Origin of the sequence: Flavobacterium sp. 9R (assembly GCF_902506345.1) — a bacterium.
Lineage (GTDB): Bacteria > Bacteroidota > Bacteroidia > Flavobacteriales > Flavobacteriaceae > Flavobacterium.
Genome location: NZ_LR733413.1, coordinates 3,189,934 through 3,216,838, shown reverse-complemented (window position 1 = coordinate 3,216,838; position 26,905 = coordinate 3,189,934). Strand labels below are relative to the sequence as shown.

13 protein-coding genes are annotated in these 26,905 nt (G+C 36.6%); all 13 read right to left on the bottom strand.

The window, feature by feature from the left end:
- Positions 1 to 31: 31 nt before the first annotated feature.
- The 13 genes from sprA to FLAVO9AF_RS14060 all read right to left on the bottom strand — a co-directional run bounded on the left by sprA (position 32) and on the right by FLAVO9AF_RS14060 (position 26,838).
- Positions 32 to 7,171: a cell surface protein SprA gene (gene sprA, locus FLAVO9AF_RS14120; protein WP_159690198.1), complete on the bottom strand. Its 7,140-nt coding sequence runs from the start codon at positions 7,169 to 7,171 to the stop codon at positions 32 to 34.
- Positions 7,172 to 7,194: 23 nt separating this feature from the next.
- Entirely contained in the window at positions 7,195 to 7,776 is a 582-nt protein-coding gene (gene ruvA, locus FLAVO9AF_RS14115; RefSeq protein ID WP_159690195.1) for a Holliday junction branch migration protein RuvA, read from the bottom strand.
- 88 nt (positions 7,777 to 7,864) lie between these two features.
- On the bottom strand, positions 7,865 to 10,150 hold the full coding sequence (locus FLAVO9AF_RS14110; RefSeq protein ID WP_159690190.1) for an NADP-dependent malic enzyme: 2,286 nt from the start codon (positions 10,148 to 10,150) through the stop codon (positions 7,865 to 7,867).
- Between the two features lie 139 nt (positions 10,151 to 10,289).
- A complete protein-coding gene (locus FLAVO9AF_RS14105) occupies positions 10,290 to 10,718 on the bottom strand; it encodes a CBS domain-containing protein (RefSeq protein ID WP_159690185.1) in 429 nt (142 codons plus the stop codon).
- 149 nt (positions 10,719 to 10,867) lie between these two features.
- Entirely contained in the window at positions 10,868 to 12,745 is a 1,878-nt protein-coding gene (locus FLAVO9AF_RS14100) for a trehalase family glycosidase (RefSeq protein WP_159690181.1), read from the bottom strand.
- Positions 12,742 to 13,956: a sugar MFS transporter gene (locus FLAVO9AF_RS14095; RefSeq protein ID WP_159690178.1), complete on the bottom strand. Its 1,215-nt coding sequence runs from the start codon at positions 13,954 to 13,956 to the stop codon at positions 12,742 to 12,744. Before FLAVO9AF_RS14095 ends, FLAVO9AF_RS14100 begins: the two co-directional genes overlap by 4 nt.
- A gap of 132 nt (positions 13,957 to 14,088) precedes the next feature.
- Complete coding sequence (locus FLAVO9AF_RS14090) at positions 14,089 to 15,021, bottom strand: carbohydrate kinase family protein (RefSeq protein WP_159690175.1); 933 nt, start codon at positions 15,019 to 15,021, stop codon at positions 14,089 to 14,091.
- 2 nt (positions 15,022 to 15,023) lie between these two features.
- On the bottom strand, positions 15,024 to 16,202 hold the full coding sequence (locus FLAVO9AF_RS14085) for an amylo-alpha-1,6-glucosidase (protein ID WP_159690172.1): 1,179 nt from the start codon (positions 16,200 to 16,202) through the stop codon (positions 15,024 to 15,026).
- A gap of 141 nt (positions 16,203 to 16,343) precedes the next feature.
- On the bottom strand, positions 16,344 to 17,654 hold the full coding sequence (locus tag FLAVO9AF_RS14080; RefSeq protein WP_159690169.1) for an MFS transporter: 1,311 nt from the start codon (positions 17,652 to 17,654) through the stop codon (positions 16,344 to 16,346).
- A 333-nt stretch (positions 17,655 to 17,987) separates the two neighbouring features.
- Positions 17,988 to 18,899: a hypothetical protein gene (locus tag FLAVO9AF_RS14075; protein ID WP_159690166.1), complete on the bottom strand. Its 912-nt coding sequence runs from the start codon at positions 18,897 to 18,899 to the stop codon at positions 17,988 to 17,990.
- Between the two features lie 4 nt (positions 18,900 to 18,903).
- Positions 18,904 to 20,256: a vanadium-dependent haloperoxidase gene (locus tag FLAVO9AF_RS14070; RefSeq protein WP_159690162.1), complete on the bottom strand. Its 1,353-nt coding sequence runs from the start codon at positions 20,254 to 20,256 to the stop codon at positions 18,904 to 18,906.
- Positions 20,257 to 20,279: 23 nt separating this feature from the next.
- Entirely contained in the window at positions 20,280 to 23,537 is a 3,258-nt protein-coding gene (locus FLAVO9AF_RS14065) for a VCBS repeat-containing protein (protein ID WP_159690159.1), read from the bottom strand.
- Positions 23,530 to 26,838, bottom strand: a complete 3,309-nt coding sequence (locus FLAVO9AF_RS14060) for a VCBS repeat-containing protein (protein ID WP_159690156.1) — start codon at positions 26,836 to 26,838, stop codon at positions 23,530 to 23,532. The genes FLAVO9AF_RS14065 and FLAVO9AF_RS14060 overlap by 8 nt, the downstream gene beginning before the upstream one ends.
- Positions 26,839 to 26,905 lie beyond the last annotated feature (67 nt).

Here is a 26,905-nt window from a genome sequence, read left to right as displayed (position 1 = left end):
ATATTGAATTTTTACTTAGAATAGGTACAAATTAATTTCCGAAATTGTAACGAATAGTAAATCCTGAACGAATATTAGTAAGAGGAAAAGTTGTTGAAATTACCGCTTTAGAGAACGAATGATCGTAATAGAATATAGCGGTTAGATTTTTACTAAAGGCATAATCAGCAGCCACGCGCAATTGCCAAATATTTTGTCCAGCAGCCAATTGATTGTTGTCATAATCCAAATAGCGAACAATTGTTTGATTGTTTCTATAGGACAAATCTGCCTTAACATTGATGTCGCTTTTGATGATTCCTGTTGGGTTATCTGCCAAACGAGAAGAAAAAATCACATCTTTAAAACGATATCCTAAACCTACAATATACTCCACTCCTTTTACTTCTGTCAATAGATTGTTATCAAAACTCATTGATAGAGCACGGTCTTTTTTGATTTCGGTCAATACTTTGAAAGAGTTTTTCAATTCAAAATCCAATCGAACTAAAGGACTAAATTGTTCTACCAAGTTCACGTTAGAAATCACTTTTGGACTAAAATAATTACCACTCACATCTACTCCATTCGGATTTTTGGTGTACTCAAAATTTGAACGATAATCATTAATAGTATAAGAAGCACGATAATTATGTAAGAGCGAAACCCTTTTGAAATTGTTTTTGAAAAAAGTATACCTCATAAAGCCATTGTACTTTACAGACCAGTTCGGAATAGGGAAACTTCTAAAAATCCCTGTCGACACATCATTGGCATTACCTCCAGTATAAGCAGCCAAAAAAGCAGGCAGCAATACTGCTTGACTATTTTTTCCGTAACCAATAGGAAATCCATCTGCATCGATATTACCTGGATTATTAATATCAATACCTCTTTGAGTAGCTAATCTATTAGCAACTGTTAGTCGGTTAGCTCTAAAGTCATCAAAGGCAGCTGAACCAGTCTCATCACTTTTTGAAAAAGCTGTTTTGATCAATACCGTCGAAATAGAAAACATTCCATAACTGTACGGTGACAATGGAGTATAATTTCCAGAAATAACGCTATACTGTTCGGATGAATTCTCAGAATAAGCACGATCAGCAGTTAAGTCTATTTTGAAATCAGGAAACAAATCAATATTGGCAGTAGCCTTTAGTATTTTATTGGTTACTTGCGTGTAATTTTGATTAAAGTCTTGATAAGTGGTCAACCAACCTCTTTTGGCCGATTCGTATCGAATATCATCTTGACTTCCAAAAATGAAACCAAATGAAGGACGGGAGGAACCCAAGAAACCAACACTTGGCGTAAAACCAGGCAATACAGTTCCGCTATTGTGAGTATAATTGACTTGAACATTTTTCACACTTGTCAATACCCCAATCAATCCGTCCATAAATGGGCTTCTTTGCTGTAAAGGCTTAACGGCTGTATTGACTACTTTTTCACCAGGTTTTGGAGCTACAGCTTTTGGTTTAGCAGCACCCGCAGCTAGTGTTTTTTTAGAAAGCCCAATGTATTTGTAGAACGTTTCCATTACAAAGGAAGCGTTCAATATTTTTGAGCTAGCGTTTTGAATCGTATTTCCTAAATTATAATCAACTCCTCCGATGGTTACGTTGTCGAAAGCATTCGATGCACGTTGCCAACTATAATCCCCTTGATAAGTGAAATTTGCTTTTACAAAACCAAACACCGGAATCTTATTCAACGGAATATCATAATTCACAATAAGTTGTTGCATGTGCTGATTAGGGTCACCAATATCAAAATAACTATCCCAAATCGTAAATGAATCAATTGGAACATCATTTTCATTCAGATAACTTTTGACAATATTATTTGAAGAAGCTGTATAATTTATCTTTAAGGATTTGGTCAAGTTGTAATTAAAACCATATTGATAATTAAACGCAAAATTTCTTCTGTACAAAGGATCCAAACCAATTCCAACTACATCTACTTGACGGAATTGCTGGCGATTGTATTGTCTAATCACACTACTATTAAAAGTGATATTAGTTGGTAAAAAATTGAAATTGAAATCTTGCAACCATTTCCAATACTCGCTTTTGTTTACAAATGTTTTTTTCTTGAATGGTTCGTAAGGTTTGTTTTGAAAACTGTACGCATAATTTACCGTGGTATTACTCAACTGGTCGGTATAGCTCTCTATTTCATAATCATGACGTTCCACCTCGTTGTACGACTGAGAGAAAGTAAAATTCTCGGGATCATACACATGTGGTTTTTGCTCAGGACTTCTTTCTTTTCTTACTCCAATAAAGTTTATGCTTGTACGTTTTGTATAATCAATCGCGCGACTTTCGATATTATCTCTAGCATCTTTATCAGTAGTTTCGCGAATTAATTGCTTTAATTTAATATCTTGATTAAAAGGGTCATATTCTGGAGTAATTACTTCTTCACCAATCCCATAATTGAACGGTAAATTAATCCCCCATTTTTTTGGTAATAATTGTCCCAAATTCAAATTGGTTACTACCCCATACTGTTGAATATCTTCCCTACTGCGTTCATTTGGTCCTTGCTCTAAAGCGCCAAAACCAATGGTTGTTTTTCTTCCTGTTAGTGAAAGTGTAGCAAAATCAGCCATATTGGTATCAATATTTAGCAAAGCAGCCATTCCTCCTTTGTTATCCATATCTGCCAAACGCAACTCGTTAAACCAAACCTCTCCTAGAATTGGTAGTCTTAATTCATCGCTTTTCACACCAACCATCAAAGTTCTAACCAAACCAAAATTCGGATTTCCTTTGATTCCTATTCGCAATCTATTGGTTTTGCCAGACAAAGAATTATCTAACTCGTCTTCGAATTTATAAAAAACACCATCTTGAGGTAGCGTCGTAGGGTCAATACCCATCGCCAGAATTTTTAATTTGGTCAATAAATCTAACTTCAAATCTATTTCATTGGCTTCAGGCCAAACGGCAGAAGCACCTACCTTACAATCCGGAGATGGAATTGTAACCTGCAAAGGAATTTCAATTTGATAGAAATTATCTGTAAAGTCATTTCCAAAACGAATAAAACCTACCATTTGGTTGTCTCGTAACACTATTTCATTAGGCAAAGATTCTGCGTGCAGGAACATTTTTAATTTATTGAACTGTCGCATATCAATACTAACATTCTTGAAAACAGCTCTTGAATCATTAGGTTCTAAACCTTTACCCGAAACTCGTAATGCTAATGACTGTTCATTTTGATTGATAACCGTATTGTTATTGTAAAGCTGTTCTCTTACTACTCCGGGAGGGGTTACATAATTTATAGGGCAACGTTCGTTATTCTCTTGAATATTGACAGCAAGTACATCCAAAGTTGTGTCATCATCTGCAACATTGGTATCATTAAAATCCAAAGAATTAGTATACCTTCTCCATTCCCCACGAACTAAATCTAAGGCTCCAAAACGAAGGGTAATAGGTGATTCAAAATTCGTCATAAACATTCTCATGAATCGGATAGAACGAAAATCGGATATCCCACCAATAGTGTTTTGTGGCTGAGAAACTGGAATTTTAAATTGAATCCACCTTGCTTCTGTAGACGAACCATCAGGTAAGGTTTGCTGCGTGTTTCGAATATCAGTAATGTAATTTTCACCAACATTCATATTGGGTCTCATATCAATACTGTATTCATAATAAGCATTGATAGTATTCATTGTATTATCGCGATTAATATCTTCAACGTCAGGAAAAGTAGTAGACCCTCTATTGGCATCGGAGATATTTACTGCTGAGTTGCCATCTGTTCCATTGTAGTTCTTATAACGATCCAAAACACCTCCAGTGGTATTTGCAAAATAAGTATAATCATCGCCAGCTGGATCGGGCTCTGACGCAAAATTAGAATATACGGTAGCCTCTTGATCGTTCTTCATACCGTCTAATCCAATATCCTGATTGGTTCTATTAGAAGCATTTCCATCAAAGGCATAAATCAAGGATTGGGAGGCAGGAACATCTCCCCAAATAGGCCTTGGATTCACCAAAATTTGATCTGGCCCCAAACCATTTTCGTATTGTTTTCTTCCGTCTTTTAGAACATCTTCTGAAATTTCTCCTAAGTTAAAATATAACTTCCCTGAATTGGATGGCGAAATATTACCCTTACCAACATACGGATCCAAAACCCAAAACTGAATATACTCAACATTTCCTTGTTCAAAGTTAGTAGTATTGATCGCTCTCATGATTCCTCCGAAATTGTCTTTTGGAGAAGAGGCAAAAGTGGTCGAATTATTATAAGGCCCTCTATCTTGTGGATAATAACTCAAATCTAACGTGTTGACTACCTGCGTTTGTCCTTGAGCAATATCTGTATTGGGATACAATTCTTCGCTAAAAATTCGACGAGTGGTATTTAAGGAAATATCATCATTTGAAATTCCTGTTGGCTTTTGTGTATAAAACAATGGATCGATAGTATACCAAGCCAATTTGGCTCTTTTGAAACCATAACTCAAATCGTTGGCGCCTTCATTAAAATTGTATTGACTTTCGGCATCGTTTACTGGTGTAGAAGACAAACTCCAAGCAAAAGGCGAGCGCAAATCAATAGTAGATTGAGAACCTTCGAAATCATCAACATAAATTGTAGACTCTCCATTAAAACGATCCGCTTTTGGTGTATCGGGTTTCAAAAAAGCGATTTCTCCTCTGATTGAAAGATTAGATGGTACATCAGTATCAATATTAGGTAATTTGTTAACCAAGCGTGTAAAAAACGGAACTTCTGTTGCAAAATTTCCATTGAAGCCAAAAATAGTATTGTTAACCGATTCTTGACCATAATTGGATTTTTGCGTAAACGGTCTTTCCGTCATTTTTAAATAGGTCCCGCCAATAACAAATTTATCTGATATTTTATGTTCTACATTTAAACCCATAAATCTTCTGGTTTGCTGACCAAAGATGGAATTGTTTTCTAAAGAAACTTCAATAGGCGTATTAGAAGCTTGAAGCGAAGGGTCTAAAATTTGTACCCTACCCAATTGATAATTTACACTATAATCTACTCCCTCTACCAAACGTCTACCTGCGGCAGTAACCACCACAGAGCCTTGCGGAACATTGAGTGCTCCAATTGGAATTCCGTCGCCACTTGAAGATTTGTATTTCCCTCTAATCAAGTACTTGTTTTTATCGATGTCTTGTAATGCTCCTGCCTGAGTATTACGATACATACTTCTGAAAACATACTTCTTTTGATTGGGATTATACGTATCTACATCTTTATAATTTTCTGCAGAATTTGGTGTTTTTAATTTTGAAAATATAAGCTCTCCAAACGGTTCTTTCGTAGTAAACATAATTCTACCATTCTGAGCATCGATAGTTGTCCCCGGAAGAAAATCAAAGAAACCATCACCACCCGCTTGTGGATCGTTGTTGAAATTCAATCTGTCCAGATTAAAAACTTTTAATAAAGGAGTCTCTGCAACTTTATTTTCTGGAGTAGGATTTGAGGGAAAAGGAGTTCCTGGAACTTCAGTAATATAATTGATTGGCGAAGGGTCGGCATACAAGATATTCATTCGGAAATCTTCTTGCTTCAATTGATAGCCGCCTGGCACTTGATAGATATTTTTCATCATCAAGTTCCAAATTGGATCCTTCACGTTGGTCAAGTTGCTTTTCAGCATTTTCAAAATCAAACTTTGTGTAATAATCGCCTGAGGCACATTATTGTTTCCTCCAACTACATTGGTTGCATCCACACCATCATTACCAAATTCTCCAACTTGATAGACTTGATCTCCAATTGTATATTGGTAAGCAACCGCTAGAACCTCATCATTACTCAAACGCTGTTGCAACGAAATGAATCCTAATTTTGAATTAAAAGTATATTCATTGGCTGTTAGTTTTCTTGCATTTTCCAACTTAGAATAATCTCTTCCTTCAGCAACTGTAGTATTAAATCCTGAACTTGATGTCGCAATTTCTCTAATATTTGGATTCAACAAACCTGTCCCCGCTGCTATTTGTCCAGGATCATAATCATTATTAGTATTATCAGAAGGAGAGTTGGCCGGGTTATTAAAAATTCCTGTTGACGGGTTCAACACCACTACTTCATTGTCTGCCAATCCCGTTAATTGTGCTTCTCCTAAATCTTGTATCGCAATAATGTTTCGTAAATTATTTGATGTAGCATTTACTCTATTTTGTTTGTTGGTTACCCAAACTTCAATTCTTGTAATTTGAACTCTACTATCAATAAAAGGATAGCCTTCTAGGGCTTTGTCGTATCGGCTTCTAAAATATTGAGACAAGAAAAAGTGGCGGTCATTATCATAATCTAAAGCAAAAAGTTCATAATTCTGAACCGTTCCTCCTCCTTCGGCAACTAAGCTTCTGGTTTGTGACTTTTGCTCAGAAAAAATTCCCGTAAGTGTTGTTTTTCCGAATTGTAATTGCGTTTTTACCCCAAACAAACTTTGAACACCTCGAATTAAGGAGCTATTCAGTGGCATGCTCACGTTACCAACTTCTATTTTTTGAATAATATCATCTTCAGAAGGAGTGTATTCTAACTTTATTAAATTTTGAAATGCAAAAGTAGATTGTGTGTCATAATTAGCATTAACGCTTAATCGGGTGCCCACTTTTCCCATCAAACTCATACTTATTCTTTGATCAAAATCAAAAGAAGTAACCGCTCTGTTTCTTGGAGAAAATGATGGATTGTCTTGCTTTGTATACCGCACTCCTAGATCCATCTCTACAGAACCTGTTGGTTTAACATCAATTGTATTACTACCAAAAACAGACTCAAAGAAACTCGACTTTATATAATAGCGTGGTAACAAGTCTTTTTTTGCTTCTTCAGCTCCTTTCTTTTTTCCATCAATGGCGTCTGCTTTTTTCTTAAAATAATTGCGCCTTGATTCTTGGAGTACTAATTTTTCGTATTCTGCAGGGGTAAGTATTATGGGAAAATTGATGTTGATTCCGTCAATAGAACTTGTATACACATATCGATCAGTTACGGGATCATAAGTATAGGATGACAATACACTTTTAGGGTCTTTTATTTGAAGCTTCCCTACCGTATACCCTTTTTTTACCGTATCTTGAACCGTTGGATTTACTTGACCATACGATACAAAACTGGCACATACAACAAGTAAAAAAATACAAATTTTACGCATGCAATTGGACTCTCTTGGTTCTTTTACAAACTTTTTAAGGCTTTCTTAATAATGGTTTCTACTGTAGCATCAGGCTCTGCTAAAACAATCTTCTCGATTACTTTTTCGCAAGTCTTTCGAACAAAACCCAAAACCTCTAGAGCAGATAACGCTTCATCTTTATTTGTATTGCTTTGCGATACTGAAAGTTCGTCTAAATCGTATAATTTAACAACTTTTTCTTTCAAATCGAGTATAACTCGTTGTGCCGTTTTATTTCCAATACCTTTGATTGATTGAATAGTCGAAACATCAGCAGAAGCAATAGCATTTGTAATTTGTCTTGGGTCTAAAGAAGAAAGCATTGTTCTAGCAATCCCCGCTCCTATTCCGGAAACAGACAATAACAATCGAAAAATCTCTCTTTCGGATTTTTCTATAAAACCATACAAAGTATGTGCATCTTCTTTAATTTGAAGATGGGTATATACCTTTACAAAATCATTGTTTGGCAATAATGAATAAGTATGTAATGATATATTAATATGATATCCTACACCAGCACAATCTATAACGATGTGCGTTGGTGATTTTTCTACTAATTTCCCTTGTAAATGTGCAATCATTTATTTGTTTTAACGAACCAAATATAACAAAAAAGTCCAGCATTTGATTGAAAATCATCTGCTAGACTTTTGTTACTTTGTGTTTTACTTAATTATTCGCTTTTTTCTTTTGTTTTTCTTGAGCATCAATGATTGCTATGGCAGACATATTTACCATTTCCTCAACACTAGCTCCTAATTGAAAAATATGAACTGGTTTGCCCATTCCCAACATAATTGGCCCTATAGACTCCACTTTATCTAACTCTTTCAACAATTTATAAGTGATGTTGGCTGATTCTAAATTTGGAAAAACCAATGTATTCACTTTTTTATCGGCAAGTTTAGAAAAAGGAAATTTAGCTTTTAGCATATCTGGATTCAAGGCAAAATCTGCTTGAATTTCTCCATCAATACATAAATCTGGATAATTTTCATGCAAATAGGCCACTGCCTCACGAACTTTTCCTGCACTTGGATTGGTTGAAGAACCAAAATTTGAATACGAAACCATTGCAATTACAGGCTCCACTCCAAACATTCTTGCTGTTTTGGCCGTCATTAACGCAATTTTTGCCAATTCATCTGCTGATGGATTTATATTGATAGCAGTATCAGAGAAAAACATTGGCCCTCGTTTTGTCATCATAATGTTAGCAGTAGCAACAATTGATGCTCCTGGTGCCTTATCAACCAATTGTAACATTGGCTTTACTACCGAAGGATAACTTCTAGAATGTCCGCTAACCAATGCATCAGCTTCGCCAACATTGACCATCATTGCGGCAAAATAATTACGCTCGCGCATTAATTTTTGAGCATCCAAAAATGAAATTCCTCTTCTTTTTCTGGTCTCCCAATAAGCCGTGGCAAAACGGTCTCTTCTTCCTTCTTCTTCTTTTTCTTTTGGGTCAATAATTGTCACATCAGCATCAAAACCAATCTCAGCCTTTAATTCCAAGATAATTTCTTTATTTCCTAACAAAATCGGGAAACCAATACCTTCGTCGTGAACAATTTGAGCTGCTTTTAGCACATCTAAATGGTCTGCTTCTGCAAAAACAATAGACTTAGGGTCCGATTTGGCTCTAGTTGTAATCATACGAACCAATTTGTTGTCGTGACCTAAACGCTCCAACAATTCATCTTTGTATTTTTCCCAATCGGTAATTGGGTTTTGTGCTACTCCGGATTCCATAGCTGCTTTGGCAACAGCTGGTGCAACTACCGCAATCAATCTTGGGTCGAAAGGTTTTGGAATAATATACTCACGACCAAAAGTTAGTTTGGTAGCTCCGTAAGCCACATTTACTTGTTCTGGAACTGATTCTTTGGCTAAAGATGCCAATGCTCTAACGGCAGCCATTTTCATTGCTTCGTTGATTTTGGTGGCACGAACATCTAGTGCGCCTCTAAAAATATAAGGGAATCCCAATACGTTATTTACTTGATTCGGATAATCCGAACGGCCAGTAGCCATAATGATATCTTTACGAGTAGCAATGGCTAAATTGTATTCAATCTCAGGATTTGGATTGGCCATGGCGAAAACAATTGGATTTTCGGCCATGCTCAAAAGCATTTCTGGCGTCAAAACATCTGCCGTAGAAAGACCTAAGAACAAATCACAACCTTTCATAGCTTCTGCTAAGCTAATCGGCTCGCAATCTCTTGCGTATTTTCGTTGCAATTCGGAAATAGAAGGATTGTCTTTTGTCAACAAACCTTTACTATTAAACATGTATACATTCTCTGGTTTTATTCCTAAAAGCACATACAAATCTGCGCATGCAATTGCAGCAGAACCCGCTCCAGAAACGACCATTTTAATATCTTCGGCTTTTTTATCAGCTAGCTCTAATGCATTAAGTAAAGCTGCTGAAGAAATAATTGCTGTTCCGTGTTGGTCATCATGCATCACCGGAATATTTAGTTCTTCAACTAATCGTCTTTCGATTTCAAAAGACTCAGGTGCTTTGATATCTTCAAGGTTGATTCCTCCAAAAGTAGGAGCAATATTTTTTACTGTTTCGATGAATTCGTCAACATTTTTGGTTCCAATTTCGATATCAAATACATCGATATCCGAAAATATTTTGAACAAAAGTCCTTTCCCTTCCATTACTGGTTTTGAAGCTTCTGGCCCAATGTCCCCAAGTCCCAAAACTGCTGTTCCATTGGTAATTACCGCTACTAAATTTCCTTTTGCGGTGTATTTGTAAACGTTATCTACATCTTTTGCAATTTCTAAACAAGGCTCAGCAACACCAGGTGAATAGGCTAATGACAAATCTCTTTGTGTGGCATATTTTTTTGTTGGAACTACTTGAATCTTTCCAGGAGTTGGCTTTGCGTGGTATAATAAAGCTTCCTTTCTTTTGTTGTTATTCTCCATTTTTTTTAGATTTAATCTGACTTACAAAGATAAAGTTCTAATTGTAAAATAGTCACCAAAAATTTAATTTTTATTATAATCTTTGTTATAAAATAAAAAAAGCTGCAAAAGCAGCCTTTAAAAAGTCATAATTTATTTTTTATCCCTGTGTAATGTAAGAATTTAAATGTGCAATTGTCTCCTTTTGCATTTCAATAATCGCTTTTACTACATCGCTAATCGAAATGATACCAATCACAACATCATTTTCAACTACTGGTAGGTGTCTTACTCGTTTGGTACTCATCAATTCCATACAGTACTCTAATTTATCCGAAGGGCTAACGGTAAACACTTCGGTAACCATAATTTCATTAACTAATGTTTTCTTAGAAGATTTAGATTTTAAAACAATTTTTCTAGCATAATCTCTTTCTGATAAAATCCCTTTTAGAACACCTTCTTCAATAATAAGAATGGCGCCTATGTTTTTTTCGCTCATCACTGTTAACGCTTCGTAAACAGTGTTGGTGGAAAGTATGGAATAAACGTCCTTTCCCTTTGTGCTTAATATTTGATTAACAGTCATATAAATTGTATTTAAATAAATATAAAGTTAAAAAAATAAACATTCAAAAAACATAAAAGCTATTTTTTATTATTAGAAGTTATTTACACTTTCTTCATTGGCTAAAAATTGGATACAAAATCCATAATTTTCGCTTAACCGTAAAAAACTTAAATCCCTTCCAAAAATAATTCATCAGGATGAATTAGTTCATTCAGCTTAACTTTCCATTTTGGGGCGAGCAAAGCTAAACCGCATTGATAGGACGCATTTACCCATCCGAAACCTTCTTTGGCGATGTAATCAAACTCGGTTCCAACGTTACCATACTCTGCAAATACTTTATGAGAACTGATTTCTAAATCGAATTTTTCTGGAATGGTACCGTTGTACTCTACAGCATTGATGGTAATCAACCACAACCAGCGGTAAACCATTTCCTGTAATTTGGATTCAAAACCGTATTTTTTTAGTCCTTCCCACAATAGCATTTGATGAGGTGCCCAACCAAAAGGATAATCCCATTGACGTTGAGGAGCATCTGGGTTTACATTGGCTACACTTTCAGCTGTACTTCCGGCGACACCCCCTGTCATTACAAATTTAGGCAACGTTTTTTCTACCATTTTTTCCGCCTGCTCTTGAGAACATAAGCCTGCCCATAACGGGAAAAAAGTGGTTGCCGCTTCAAACTGAAAGGACTTCTTATTCACAAAGTCATAGTCAAAATACATTCCTTCCGTTTCATTCCAACAATACTTATCGATTAATGCCTTTCGTGTTTTTGCCTTATCAAGCCATTCTTGTGCTGTATACGTTTTATTTTGGGACACAAAAGTACCATCAAAATAAGTTGTAATAAAATAGGAGATATCTATTTCATATTTATACAAAAAGCTATTGATGTCAACCGAATTCAAGTTGGCACACGAATTAATCAATCGGTTGGTGGTATCGTGACCGCTTTCTCGCATACTTCGATCATGCACAAAATACTCATCCAAATCAGTATCGACAATGCTTCGTTCTAAATATTTTTTTTCAAATTCTCTTAAAGGGAGTTGGTATTTTTGGGCAAAAGGTTCCAAAACCTCATCAAAATGTCCTGGTTCTACTTCAAAAGGCATTCCGATACCGTCGGCTTTATATCGGCTCAAGCCTGTTGGCGTTAAACGCTCACCCATCACCATCCAAACCGAATGGTACTCTAGAATTACTGTTTCTAAATGACTTGCCAACCAAGCTATAGCTGGTTTTTCATAATCTACAATCGCTCGAAGCAACGAAGAATACAAAGGAGGTTGAGTTCTAGTCAAATAATAACTTCTGTTGGCGTTTAAAATTTTACCGTAATATTCTATTTGATACTTAAAATTGGTTGCAATGGCTTTGGCCAAATCCAATTTGTCATCTATCAATAAACCCAAGCCAATAAAGAAACTATCCCAGCCGTACATTTCGTTAAATCGTCCACCGGGAACTACAAAAGGAACGCCTTTTATCTCTTTTTCATCTTGAGAAGTGGCCAAAGCCAAAAGGCCTGGTTTGGTATTTAGCGTCTCGACATAGTCTTGCGTATAATTTTCAGGTAAAATCGCCAATTTGAAATTGCCCCATTCTTTTTCTAATGCTAAAAAATAGGCAACACCTTCTGTATCTTTTGCCGACACATAAAGAGTAGGAACCGCATTGGATGTTTTCTCATCTGCCAAAATTCGCTGCAAGCCTTTTCTATCGATTGACCGCGTAAGTTCGTCCCAATAAGACGTTCGGATTTTTCTTGAAATTCGGTCAACGGGTTGTTCCTGAATTCGGTCAAGATTGATTTCACCATAGATAGTACCTTGCTCCCTCAATTCTGCTAATTCTTGCAAAAGATTTGATAAATGATAGGTTCCTTCAATTACGAATTGCTCTTTTGTTCTGCTGTCATTCAAAACAAATCGTTTGGGACCTTTATCGTCTTTCGTTATTTTTTTGTCTTTATCTGTATCTTCTTGCAGCAGTAATTGCTCAAAAACGGCATTGATTTCCACGGCTATTTTCATCGGGTCGTTGTTAATTTTTTTAATATAAAAAAGGAAAACAAAAGCAACGCCATCGGAATCAAGGTGTAATAAAAAGCATTTTCGGGGCCTTCATTCTTAAACAAATACCCAATAATTCTTGACCCTAAAGTACCTCCCAAGGCTGAAAAAACAACTATCAATCCCGTCATTGAACTATGTAAGCTTTTGGGAAGCGCGCTCAACACGACAGAATTCAACAAAGGATAAATAGGTGCTATGAACAAACCTACTAATGGAAAAGCAAATCCTATCAATGGAATATCGGATAATGAAGTAATCGTTTTTACTTCGAGGCCTACCGCTTTGGGCAATACAAAAATCACAATCAACATCGCAATGATAATGCAAGCACTTAAAATCCAAATCCAATTGATTTTTTTGGTTAAAAAACCAGCTGCCAATCTTCCTATTGCTAAAGAAATAGCCAGAATACTAGCCATCATAATGCTAATGTTTTCTGGCAAATGCAGCACTTTGCTATTAAAAGTGGGCAACCAAGACATAATGCCTTGTTCTATCATCACAAACAAAAAAGCACTAATTACAAAAACTATCGTTAGTAATTTGGCCATTAGTTGGAACATTTGCTTAAAATCATCGAGTAGATTGACTCCGGGAACCTCAACTTGACTTTCAGATTTTACCAAAAACAAAAACGCAAAAGAGACTCCTGAAATTCCTGCCAACAACCAATACACGTTGAGCCAAGCATCGGGATTGGTTTCCGAATTAAACGCGGGAAATAAGAAATAAGCCAAAGCAATTCCTATCATAAAAACCCCTTCTATACTGCTCATTAAGCTGTTATGTTCTTGCTTATTCTCGGTTACTGTTCCGATAAGAGAATAAACCGACACTTTAATTAAGGCAAAAGAAACACCAACCGTGGCAAAGAGTAATTTTGCTGTGGCAAATGAATTCCCAAAATACATTGTTATACAAGCAATATACACCAATCCTAGACCAATGAGCATCGCTCTTTTATAACCAATTCTTGGTAAAAATGAAGCAACCAAGAAAGAGACAATAGCTATAGGCAAATCTTTGAAGGCTTCTAAAATACTCGCTTCTAATTCGTCTACACCATAGTTTCTTTGTGCTTTGAGGATTACGATTCCTACACTATTAAGCAAAATAGCAAAAACAAAGTAATTGAGATACATTGCCCATTTGATAGTGTTCTTTTTCATATGTAGATAATATTTGTTTTTTAAAGGTCATATGTAATTGCTTTGCCTGTTCGCTATCGCTCGGGTCGCACATCTTCATCGATGCTCGCTACCAATTTTTGGTCGTGCTCATTTCATATTTGATTCGGTTATTTAAGTATTCAAATAGCTTACAATGTCAACATCATTGGGCAATCCTCCCAGATGTTGTAACTTTAATACTGCTAGTTTTTGGGCGATTGCAAGCGTTTCTTCAAAACTTTTTTGTTGCAATTGTGCATACAAAAAGCCTGTCCAAAAAGCATCTCCTGCTCCAGTAGCATCTTTTATGTCGGTAATTGATAGAGCGGGTTGCGTAATTTTTCCATAACTAGTGTCTGATAAAACCACACCATCTTTTCCTTTGGTCAAACAAATAGTTGCTGCACCTAGTTTATGAAAATAATCCAAAATAAAAGACTCCGATTTGGTTTCCCCAAAATAACGATAGCAATCATCTTCGCTCAATTTTACTAAAGGATTCGTCGCTAGATACCTTGCAATTATTGTTTTTGCCTCCTCTCGATTGGGCCAAATGCGTTCCGAGAAATTAATATCTATACTGGTTTTAACACCTAACTGTGCCGCACGTTGAGCGCTTTCTATGATGGTGGTTTGCGCTGGATTTTTACTTAATCCAAAGCAAGTGGTGTGGAAAATTTTGGCTTGTTGTAAAAATGCAGTTGGAATTTGTTCTTGTTCTATTAAAAAATCAGCCGTGCGATACGGAATAAAATCTGGTGTTCCTGTTGATTTAGAAACCAAAATTATCGAGGTTGATGTGTCTTGTTTTTGGCTTAATTGCGATGTTATTACATTGGCTTTTTGCAAACTCTCTATCATAAAATCTCCCAAACCATCAGCTCCACAACTAGCGACAAGTGCTGACCGCAATCCAAGTTTGGCAGCATTTATGGCGACATTTGTTGGTGAACCGCCCAAAAACCTACCGTAAGAAGTTGTTTCCGCAAGAGTAGCATTGGTTTGTTGCCCAATACAATCTATGAGAATCTCGCCGGCACATAGTATATCTATAGTTTTTTCCAAAATTAAAGTAAGAGTTTAAAATTAGTATGTAAACTTTGATGCAAAAGAACGGCTCCTGCGGCACTCCAAGCGCAGAATGGCACTCCGTTTGGCGCTTTTGTGGCTGTGTTGAAGTTCTCGTAAAAACTAAAATCGGCTAGGGCGTTGGCATCGTTTATGGCTTGTAAAAGTTGTGTGGCATTTGCCTTTTCGTTTTTAGACAATAAGGCTAATCCAAAGAAACCATTAACCATTGGCCAACTACCGCCGTTATGAAATTCGTTAGGATAGTTTCGGAATTCGTATTTGCAATTGTTTTTGAGCAAATACCAATCGGGGTCGGTTTCGTGAATGGGTGGCCAGAAGGCGGGCAACAATCCCAAAGGACGTTCTTGTTGTAAGGTTGTGGCATAGTCCACGATTGTTTTTTGAAAATTGGCTGGACCAATGTCTAACAGTAAGGCTAATGAATTGGCAAACCCATCAAACTGACTTTTATAACCAGCTGGAGAAAAGCTACAAGGCAAGTAATTACTAATGTCACAAGCCTCGTAAGCTCTTTCGTGGTATTTTTCCCCACCGGACTCAGGACAAAAGTTCTGGATAATGCGTTCTTCTATTTGTTTTATTTTTTCATCGATTGATGCTTCTTCTGCGAAATGATTATAGCTTTTGAGTGCCCAAACTCGGAGTAATTGGTCGTACAAGACATACCCATCTGTGATGTATTCATCGGCCCAATTGCCGGATAAAGGCACATAAACCAATCCGCGATTATTGAATTCCCAAGCGTCTAAAAGTTTAAAGCATTTCTCTATTTTGGCTGCGTGTTTGGCTAGGAAGCATTCATCATTAGTAGCATACGCATACTGACAAACTCCAATAATGAACCAAGTTACGGCATCTACTCGTCCGGCTAATCCGCCGTAACTTACCTCAGCCCCATCGTTGTTGAACTGAACATTGGAAGGAATAGTGCCAATGCTATGCTGAAAAGTGGCCAAGGTCTCCAATGTTTTTTTGAAGGTTGCTATTAAATTATCATTGCCTGAGGCTAAGGCTGCCAATCCGCAAATCACTCCATCTCGCGCCCAAACTCTTTTGTAATTGGAAATGTCTTGTGCGCTGGCCAAAAATCCTTGCTCTGAGGAACATTTTTGGAGTAATTCTATAGCTTTTGAATAAGAAAAGTTGCTTGTCATTTGATATAAATTGCGTTGCTTATTTTTGCGTGAGGGATTGAAGCTGTCCGCCGCGGCGGAGCGTAAAGCCCGACCGCTTGTAGCAAAGGGGGCAACTAGCACGCTCCGATAAAAGCCCCCTTTGCTAGAAGTGGTCACGCCCTAATTATCTTTTAAAACGGTTGGTTTACTCTTGATTAATAACGTACAAAGCACACTACACATGAGCAGTACTCCTGCAAAAGTGATGGCGAGTCGTGCGTCGTTGTGTAAAAAATGTTTTAGAATGTATCCAAAAGTGACGTTTTGAATAATCATTGGAATCACAATCATCATATTGATGATGCCCATATAAACGCCATAACGCTCTTTGGGGATTTCGTGAACGACCATTAAATACGGAATACCCATCATACTCGCCCACCCGATTCCGAAACCGGTGATGGCGAAAAACAATACATTCTTGTTTTCGATGTGTGGAAAAGCCAAAAATCCTAGAGCTGCCAAGAGCAAGCAAAAGGCGTGAACGGCTTTTGGGCTGAATCTTTTGGCAAATCCTACCAATAAAAATGCGGTCAAAAAAGTAACTACATTGTACCAACCGTTGACCAATCCGGTCCAACTCACCGCTTGTTCATACGCTGCTGGATTGCTTTGTGGCGTGGCTTGCCAAACGGATAAGGCGATGCTTTTGGACGAATTTTGCCAATAACAAAACAGCGCATACCACTGAAACAAATACACCAAAGCCAGTTGCCACATTACGCGAGGCATATCGCCAATGGCAGAGAAAATCTCAACTAAGGGTTCAAACAAACCTCCTTTATGCGATTTCAAAACTGCCAATTCCTCTGGCGTTGGCGGGATTTCGCTGGTTGTTTTCATACTCCACCAAATCGAACCTATAGAACAAACCGCTCCCAGAAAAAAGGAAGCATACACCCACGTGGGCAACGAACCCGTTTTACCAATAAAAATCATCGGGAAAATAAAGAGCGATAGATTGGCCAAAGTTTGCCCCAAACCGGTAAAAAAACTTTGCATCTGAAACCCAATTGGCTGTTGCTCTTCGTCTAACTTGTCCGCAATAAAAGCGCGGTAAGGCTCCATAGCCGTATTGTTTCCTGCGTCCAAAATCCAAAGCAAGCCTGCCGCCATCCACAACGAACTGCTGTAGGGAAACAACAACAAACAGATACTGCAAAGTAAAGCTCCAACAAAGAAATAAGGTTTTCTTCGACCCCAACGCGGGTGCCAAGTGCGGTCACTCATTGCCCCAATCAAGGGCTGAATCAATAATCCGGTAACTGGCCCAGCCAAATTGAGTAACGGAATTTCGTCTGGACTAGCACCCAAAAAATCATAAATAGGATTAACGGCACTTTGTTGCAATCCGAAACTGTATTGAATGCCAAAAAAGCCAACATTCATATTCCAAATTTGCCAAAAATTGAGTTTTAGCTTTATCGCCATAAGTAATGCATCGGTTAGGTTAGTTATAAACTGTTTAGGTATGATTTAGGAGCAGTATTCAAAAGGCTTCTTTGCTGTCATCGTCCCGCCATACGCTATATCTTTGCTTTTTTAAAGAAAAAAAGCAAAGGATGCCGCTGCTGTCGGGGCTAAAAAGAGGCATAGTTTCACTTTTGCATACCCGTTGTTTCCACAAATTCAAATAATTCAATCTAAATTTAACTGTATTCTATTAAAACAATTCTTATTTAAAACAAAAAACGTTTTCGTAAGAACCGAAAACGTTTTCGAACTCATTGATTTTAAGCTAAAATGAGTGTGAAAAGAGAAAAACTACTTTACATCGTAAGGCATAATAATTTGGGTTTCCCATTCTAATTCCTCACCTCCATTAAACGGGTTGGCAAGAAAATGTTCTAAGGCTATATTTTTAATTTTTAAATCGTGCTTTTTGGCATAATCCATCAAAGCAAACCAAGCTCTGTCAGACGTTCTAAAATTACCATAATAGGTTGCCTTAAGTCCTTTTAGAGCAGGAATCGTTTTGAATTTTACATTAGCGTCAGCTATCGCTTTTGTTGAAGGATCAATGGGAAAACAATAATTAAAAACGAGTGTTTCTTTATCTAAATCCCAATCTACAATTTCTACATAAGGTCGGTCAACGATTTTAATTTTATGGGTGTATAAAAATCCTGTAATTGCAGCATCATTCCCAATCATAGTTTGTGCTTTTTCTTGCAACACACTTTTGAGTTGAATGTAAGCAACATATACTGGCTTTGAAGTACCTTCTCCGTCAATTCTGACTTTCAAATTTTTGAGATGCTCATTCAATCCTTCACGTAAATCTTTGACTTTCCTAATTTGTTCGGTTTTGAATTTTGTGGGCCAAAAAGGAGCGGTGATTTTGTTATACCAACTCTTCCCAATTTCATTGATTCCCACACTTACTTTAGACACTGAGTCGTTCAAAGGAGTTATTTCCCAAACATAGGTATAGGAAGTATCTCCAACAGTCATCTGCTGTTTTAGGTAATCAAAATTATTTTTTTCTACTACAGTAAAATGCTCTTTTCTCTTTTGTCTTTGAATATTTGACCATTCTTGTATGCCTTGAAAAACAGTTCCAGAGGCTGCTTTTGCTGTAAATGTTATGGTATAATCCGATGATTTAATGCCAAAATACCATCCCAAAAAAAGAAACAACACAACACTACAAAAAATAACAATTTTCTTCTTCATCGCTTTACTTGGTCATTTTTAATTTACTATTGATGTATTGTCCAATCATTTTCCCTTGTTCCACTCCGTTCAAAATTGCGGCACGGTAATGAATACCTCCATATAATCTACTAATCGATGCTTCATCGGCCGCTTGTTTAAAAGAAGTAAACTTTCGTTTTGGCAACCCAAATGGAATTTCAGAATCGTCTACATATGCAAAATTATCTCCGAAAATTGCCGTCAAAATCTCGGCAGAACAAGCCGATAAAACAGAATGCCCACTAGTGTATTCAGGAAAAGGGGGCGTTTGTAACTGCGGTTTCCAGTTCTCGTCTATGTATTGATTGATATAGGTTTCTGGACGCACAACGTTGGTTTTAAACTTTTGGTCCCAGCAGCTGATGAACGATTCGAAAACACCAATTGATGTTTTGGTATACACGAAAACCGTTTTATTAAAATCTGTTTTTGCGGTTTTACACGCTATTTTAGCAATATTTATCCAGTGCGCATCGGGAGTGTTTTTCTTTTTGGCAAACATCATATGTCCTTGTGTCACGGTAGCATACGGATTGCAATCCCAAAAAGTGGCTATAGCCGACTCTTCTGGAATTGTGGTGCTTTTGGTCTTTTCCATAGCCAATAAATCTTTAGAAATCTTATTCCCTACATCATAGGTTTCTTTAGCTTCTCTATAAAAATCTGAGTTTTTATCGGTAGAAAAAGGAAAAGGCGCTTTAGGCTTAAACTGAGCAGCAGAATCCATAACTAATGTTCTAATTTTGCCCCAATGTGGTTCAACTGCATCCATGTAAGCGGGTGGTGTAGGTTGCCAACGAGCCGGTTGGTCTGCATAAACCGAATATTTAGGCATCGTTCTCGTTTCTTTGTAATTGTCTTTTCCCATCCATTTTGCAATACGGTCAACCACTTTTAGTGCATATTCCTTAGAAACTTCAAATTCTTTTTCATTTTCATCACTCCATTTTGCGTACAAACTATCGCGGTATTTTTCAATAGCTTCTTCAGAAAAAACGAGTTTTTTACTCACTTCCATCTGCGCTATTAAGGCTGCCAACGGAACATTGACTCCGCTTTTAGTGTCTAAAACAGGAATAGAATCCAAGCCTTTTAATTGCCCTTGTAGACTTTGATACTCGTTACTGTTTTGTACCATAATTTCATAAGCAGCGACATTAGGATAAACATATATCCTACTTGCTACTGGTGGCGAAAAAATATCATGAACCATAATTCCGGTTACCGTATCAACAGCGGCACAATAATCATTAGAGGTTATTGTAATTGCTTTTTCGTTATGGCAAGAAGTTGCCAAGAAACAAACACTTATTAGAGATAAAATAGAAAATTTCATTTGTGTAAATCTAGTTTGGTTGGTTATTTTTTGTTGGTTATTTGATAGACTTCTGCGGGTTTGTTATTGATAGTCACCAATAAATAATTTTGATTATTAACCGAGAGAATGTCTAGATGACGCACTGCTTTTTGAGTCAAATCGATACCTAATTGATGGCCTAAAAGCATTGTTTTTTGGTCGACAATTAATGCACCAGAGAAACCGTCAAATCGGCTGTGGTATGGAGACACACCAAAGTAATTTCCGGCAGCAAACACTTCGGGTTTGGCATCTCCGACAAAATTACCAGCTACAAAACTTGTTATTGGCGCCACTTGCATTGCGTTAGAAAAAGGAACAAAAACAAATTTTCCTTTATTGTTTTTTAAATAGCCCGATTGCAATGTATGTACCTCATATTGTTTTGCAATAGCTAGCATCGCAGGGTCAAAAATCTCTTCGACTGTTTTACCCGCAAATGATTGATAACTATTGAATTTTTTCTTGAGCATACCACTAAATTGCTCTGTCAATTCATCTAAGCCCATTGTAGTGTAATACTTTCCGTTCTTCTCTTTTGCTACAATAGTTTCAAAAGTGCCATTATTGTCAAAATCGTCATAATACATTTTTAATGGATAAGTCTCCGAGGCGTTGAACTTTGAATTCATCCCCCAATTGCCAAGCAAGTAATCTTCATCGCCATCATGATCAATATCAAAAGGGAGAATGGTTTGCCAAATTCCTTTATTTTTAGAAGAAGCAACGGTTGTTGTAACATTGGTGAACTTTCCGTTTTTATTGGCAAAAAAAGTAGGTTGCATCCATTCTCCAATCACGATTAAATCCGTTTGTCCATCGGAATTAAAATCGGTAAAAACAGCGTCGGTAACCATACCAATTTTAGCAAACGTTTTAGTTTGGTCTAGGGTAAATTTACCTTTAGTATTCTTTAATAAATAGCAATCTGGTGTACTTCCAAAACGATTCGTCTCAGAGTTATTTCCAATAAAAACGTCTAAGTCTCCGTCTTTGTCATAATCGAAAGCTCTTATCACTGTTGCATTTTGTGCTACTTGTGGTAACTCTTGTCTCGAAGGAACGTTATTGTTGTTTCGATACAAACGATCTTGCAAATTGGAAGCGTTTTCTCCTCCGCCAGAAGCTACAAATAAATCCTTCTTTTGATCGCCATCAAAATCTGCTAGTACTGCCGAAGCATCTTCAAAGACAGCATCTTGTTCAAGAGCAGGATAACTTTTGGCTACAAAACCATTGCCTTTTTGGAGATAAAAGACTGCTTTTTTATCTTTTGAACCACCAAAGAAAACATCTTCCTTACCGTCTCCGTCCCAATCACCAATTGCTGTAGCAGGACCACGATCTGTTCTTTGATAAGGAATTAACTTTTGAACAATAAAATCAATATACTCATTTTCTTCATGCTCAAAATTAATTCCTAAGTTTCCTTTTACCTTTTGCAAAACGGGCTCCACTTTTGGATGAAGCAATTGGTAATCAAATACTTTTCTGTTTTTATTTGAATTTATAGTTAGCGCTTGATTTACTTTTACCTTTTTTAGCGTTTGATACGTTTTGTCAGGCCAAATCACTACTAACGAATCAATAGTGTTTATTTTTCCGTAGCCAAAATGCAGCATAGGCTCAGAGGAAGATTGAAACCCTCTAGTGGTTTGCAACTCTTTGAATTGTTTTTGTCCTTTGGCATAAGCGATTACTTTACTCCCTATTCCGAAAGTATTTTTCCCTTCAAAACGCAATTTTATTTTTAAAAAATTCGCTTTATTATCTGTAGTATTCTTATAAATTGTGGCTACAGTGTTTGTATTGTTGGTGATAATATCTAAATCCCCATCATTATCAATATCGGCATAACCACTTCCATTAGAGATGATAGTGTCATTTTCTATCCAATCTTTGGAACGGTTTTTAAAGATTAAATCGGTACTGCCTTGAAAAATGTAATTCGTAACATTTCCTGCAGGCATTTTTTTAAGAGCTTGCTTGTCAAGAAGCTTAGTGGTATTGAGTTTGCTTTTTATTTGATCATTGGAATAATACTTTACATAATCAAGGTCATTAGGGCGTTTGGGTATTCCGTTAGCAACAAAAATATCTTGTTCCCCGTCTTGATCATAATCAGCAAAAAGGGCACTCCAGCTCCAATCTGTAGCAGCGATTCCGCTTAAAAGCGCTGTCTCTGTAAAATGTTTTCCAGCTTGATTTATTTGCAACATGTTACGAGTATATTGATAATGATAGCCTAATTTTTCAGTACGTACTTTCAACATTTGCACATTATCATCTCCCAAAGAAGCTTTTAATACTTTCTCATCTTCGGGTAGCATGTCCAAGCTTAAAATGTCTGGGAAACCATCGTGATTAATATCAGCCACATCAACCCCCATAGAGAATCGGCTGGTATGTCCGAAAAACTGTTTCAAACTTTCCGTAAAAGTTCCGTCTCCGTTATTCAAATAATAATAATCATCTTCATGAAAATCATTCCCTATATAAATATCGGGATAGCCATCCAAATTAAAATCCGAAACGGCAATTCCTAAACCATACCCATTGGCTCCGCCAAAAATGCCCGCCTTTTCACTTACGTCAACAAATTTGCCGTTATCATTTCGGAACAATTTATCGCCACATTCATAACTTCTTTTGTTCCTGATATTGGCATTGCCAAAAGACAATTCAGAATGGACTGCATGGTTTAGCAAATACATGTCTAAATCTCCATCTAAATCATAATCTAAGAAAGCCGCTGATGAACTATAATTGTCTAAATCGAGACCATATTCTGCAGCGCTCTCCGTAAAAGTGTTGTTCTTATTATTGATGAAAAGCTCGTTATGACCTTCAAAACCATGAATACCAACAACGGCACACACATAAATGTCTAAATATCCATCACCATTTACATCGGACATAACTGTCCCTGCACTCCAATCGCTTTGCCCTTCTACACCCGCCTTGGCTGAAATATCTTCAAATTTGTTGTTCCCTTTGTTGAGATACAATTTATTTTTCCCTTGATTGGAAGTAAAATACACATCTACTAAGCCGTCGTTATTGATATCGCCTAATGCTACTCCACCCCCATTATAATAATAGAGATAATCTAATATCGAAATATTCTTAGACTCAATTAGCTCATTTTTGAAAGTGATATTGCTTTCCGTAGGATCGAGTTTATCAAAAAGTGGTGCTTCTTTTTGGGAACATGCCGTCAATATTAATGAGGCTAGACCAACTTTTAAAAAATTATTCATTGCTTATAAAAAGTTTAGGCGCGTTGTTATTGAGTACAGCCAAAACTGCTGTCGTATTGTTCTTGTTCTTAATCACATGTAAATGTTTGACTTCCCCTCTCATAAAAAATCCTGATTTGTTGTTGGGAACCCAAGTAAATTTCTCTTGTTTGCTTCCTAAAAGCACACTACCAAAATTGGCATCTAATCTAGAAAATTGAGGTTTAAAAGGATATTGATTCCCTCCAAGTACCAAGTCTAGTATCCCATCTTTATTGATATCCAAAGTTGTTATGGCATTGACACTTGAAAACTGCACTTCTTTTGGCAAAACTTGAATTTCGAACTTACCATTTCCTTTGTTGATAGCAATACAACTTTCTTGCATTTTGGCTGTTTTTTGAACTGAATTATTGATTACTTCTGTATCAAAAAGTTCTTGAAACGTCTTTTTAGAATAATCGGTATAGCTCAAATTTTTCTTTTTAATCATCGGAATTTGTTTGGCCAATTCTTGTTTCAAATGCAAGGGTACATCTTTACCGTCAATAGTTTGAGTAGTAATTTGTTCAATCGTTCCGTTGTTATCATAATCATTGATAAACAATTTCATTGGTTTTTCCTTGGTAGCTTTATAAGAAGTATTGGTTCCCTTGTTGCCTAGAATCAAATCTTTCTTTCCATCATTATTCAAATCTACACACTCTACTGTATTCCAAAATCCACTCCATTCGGTCAAGTTAGATGAAAAAGTAGTCAATCTTCGACCTGTGTTTTTGAAAATCATAGGCGCATTCCATTCCCCAACCAAGATCAAATCTTTTTTGGAGTCGTTATCAATATCTTCCCAAACCGCATCGGTAATCATTCCGTAGGCATTGATTTTAAATGCTTTTTTATCGATTACATTGGTAAAATTTCCTTTGCCATCATTTTCTAACAATAAATGTTTTGGGTCAATGCCATAAATCCCAGGTACACTTCGGCTTCCAATGAAAACGTCGTTATCGCCGTCATTATCAAAATCATAGGGTGCGATTACAGCCACATTATTATTTGTTGTTGGAAGTGAGGTAGCACTTTTTGTAAAAATCCCTTTTCCGTTATTCAGGTATAATCTGTTTTTGTAATTGGCTTGATCCGCTTTTTCATTTCCTCCAGAACCTACCAATACATCCATATCGCCATCTTTGTCGGCATCAAAAAAAGCAGCTGAGGTATCCTCAAAACTAGCATCTTTCTGGAAGTCCTTTTGACTAGTTTCGGCAAAAGTCCCATTCCCTTTATTGAGATAAACTTGAGCTGCTTGCCCTTTGGCTCCGCCAATAAAAACATCTTCATTTCCATCTCCATTTAAGTCTGCAACAGCATAAGCTGGTCCTTCTTGAGAAATCATTTTAGAAATCAATCCTTCGTAGTCAAAATCAATATAATCATTTTCTTTATGTGCTAAGAATGTAGCTTTGGTTTCAGAAAACAAGGGCTTTACAACTTTATTTTTGACTACAAAATCAGACTTCGCGTCCAAAATATTTAATTGAATCGTAGTATTGTTTGTTACTTTTTTAATGGTTTGCGTTTTTCCATTAGGCCAAATAACTTGTAAGGAATCAATTTTTTTAGTTCCTATTCCGAATGTCATCGTATAATCTATCGACGATTGAAAACCACGAGACGGAATGAGCTCTTGTCGTAAAATTTCGGAACCAGAGAACAATTCTACGGTGCTTCCAACTGCAAATTTATTTTGTTGGTCACCTCTTAATTTTACTTTAACGAAATGATTTTGTTTGTTCTTTTCAGCATTGTTTTTATAAACAAAGGCTTCCATATTGACATTATTCACGACCAAATCTAAATCGCCATCGTTGTCTAAATCACCATAGGCTGCACCATTAGAAAAACTAGGTGTGTCCAATCCCCAATTTTGTGCTTGGTTCGAAAAAGTAAGATTTGCGTTGTTTTTGTATGCATAATTAGGGATTGGTGTACTAGGCATTTTGTTGATAATGGTTTCAATTTCTGCTTTTTTACCAGTAATTACCATTTTTTGCATCAATTCATTAGCAAAAAAGTCCATAAAATCTTGGTTGGTTAAGTCATGATAAATACCGTTGCATACGTAAATATCTTTTAAACCATCGTTGTCCATATCAAATAACAAAGCGCCCCAGCTCCAATCTGTTTTAGCTACTCCTGCATAATTGGCAATCTCGCTGAATTGTTGATTCCCGTTATTCACCTGCAAGGTATTTTGCATGTATTGATTGTAAAAATCAAGATTAAATTTTCGGGTAAACAAATCGTAATTCTCAAAACTTGTGGTTGTTTTCAATCGGTCATCTGGTTCTGGTAACATATCGGTCACAAAAATATCCGCTTTACCATCATTGTTAACATCAGCCATATCAGCCCCCATAGAAGATTGGCTTAAATGCATCGTCCAATCCTGAATTTTCTCTGAAAAAGTTCCGTTTTTATTGTTGATATACAAATAATCTCTTTCATAAAAATCATTCGAAATATAGATATCTGGGAACAAATCACCATTTACATCTCCCACAGTTACTCCCAAACCAAAACCTATCAAGCTTCCGTAAATACCGGCCGCTTCACTCACGTCGACAAACTTTCCGTTGTCGTTACGTAATAATTTATCGCCTCCACCTTTAAGAATATCGGCCACATCCCAATCTTTGTCACGTAGTTCTCTTTTATTGGAATAATTCAAGCTACTAACAGGAATAAAGCTATTATTAAGAATATAAACATCTAAATCACCATCTTTATCATAATCAAAAAAAGCTGCATGTGTTGTAATTCCAGTATCCGCAAGATTATATTCTTCAGCTTTTTCGGTAAACGTTAGGTTACCATTGTTAATGAAAAGCTCATTATTTTGTTGACTCCCTTTACTGTTCCCAGCATTACAAACATAAATATCTAATAACCCATCGGCATTCACATCGACCATTACCACTCCTGTTGACCAAACCTTTTGTCCTTCGACACCGGCTTTCACAGAGATGTCTTCAAACTTAAAATTGCCCTTGTTGAGATAGAGTTTGTTTTTGCCTAAATTGGAAGTAAAGTATACATCTGAAAGCCCATCATTGTTGATGTCACCAATTGCTACTCCGCCTCCATTATAAAAATTTCGGTATTTAAAAATGTTCATATCTTCTCCATTTTTGACTTCATTGATAAAATCAATACCGGTGTCTGAAGAGGGCAATTGAGTGAATAAAGTATCGGTTTTAACCTTGGAACAATTCGAGAAAAAAAGTGTTACAATAGCAAATAGAAATAATCGTTGCAACATAATAGTGAGTAGGTTTTAATTATTTTGTAAGGCTCTTATAGTCACGTAATTTATAGAATTAAAATGT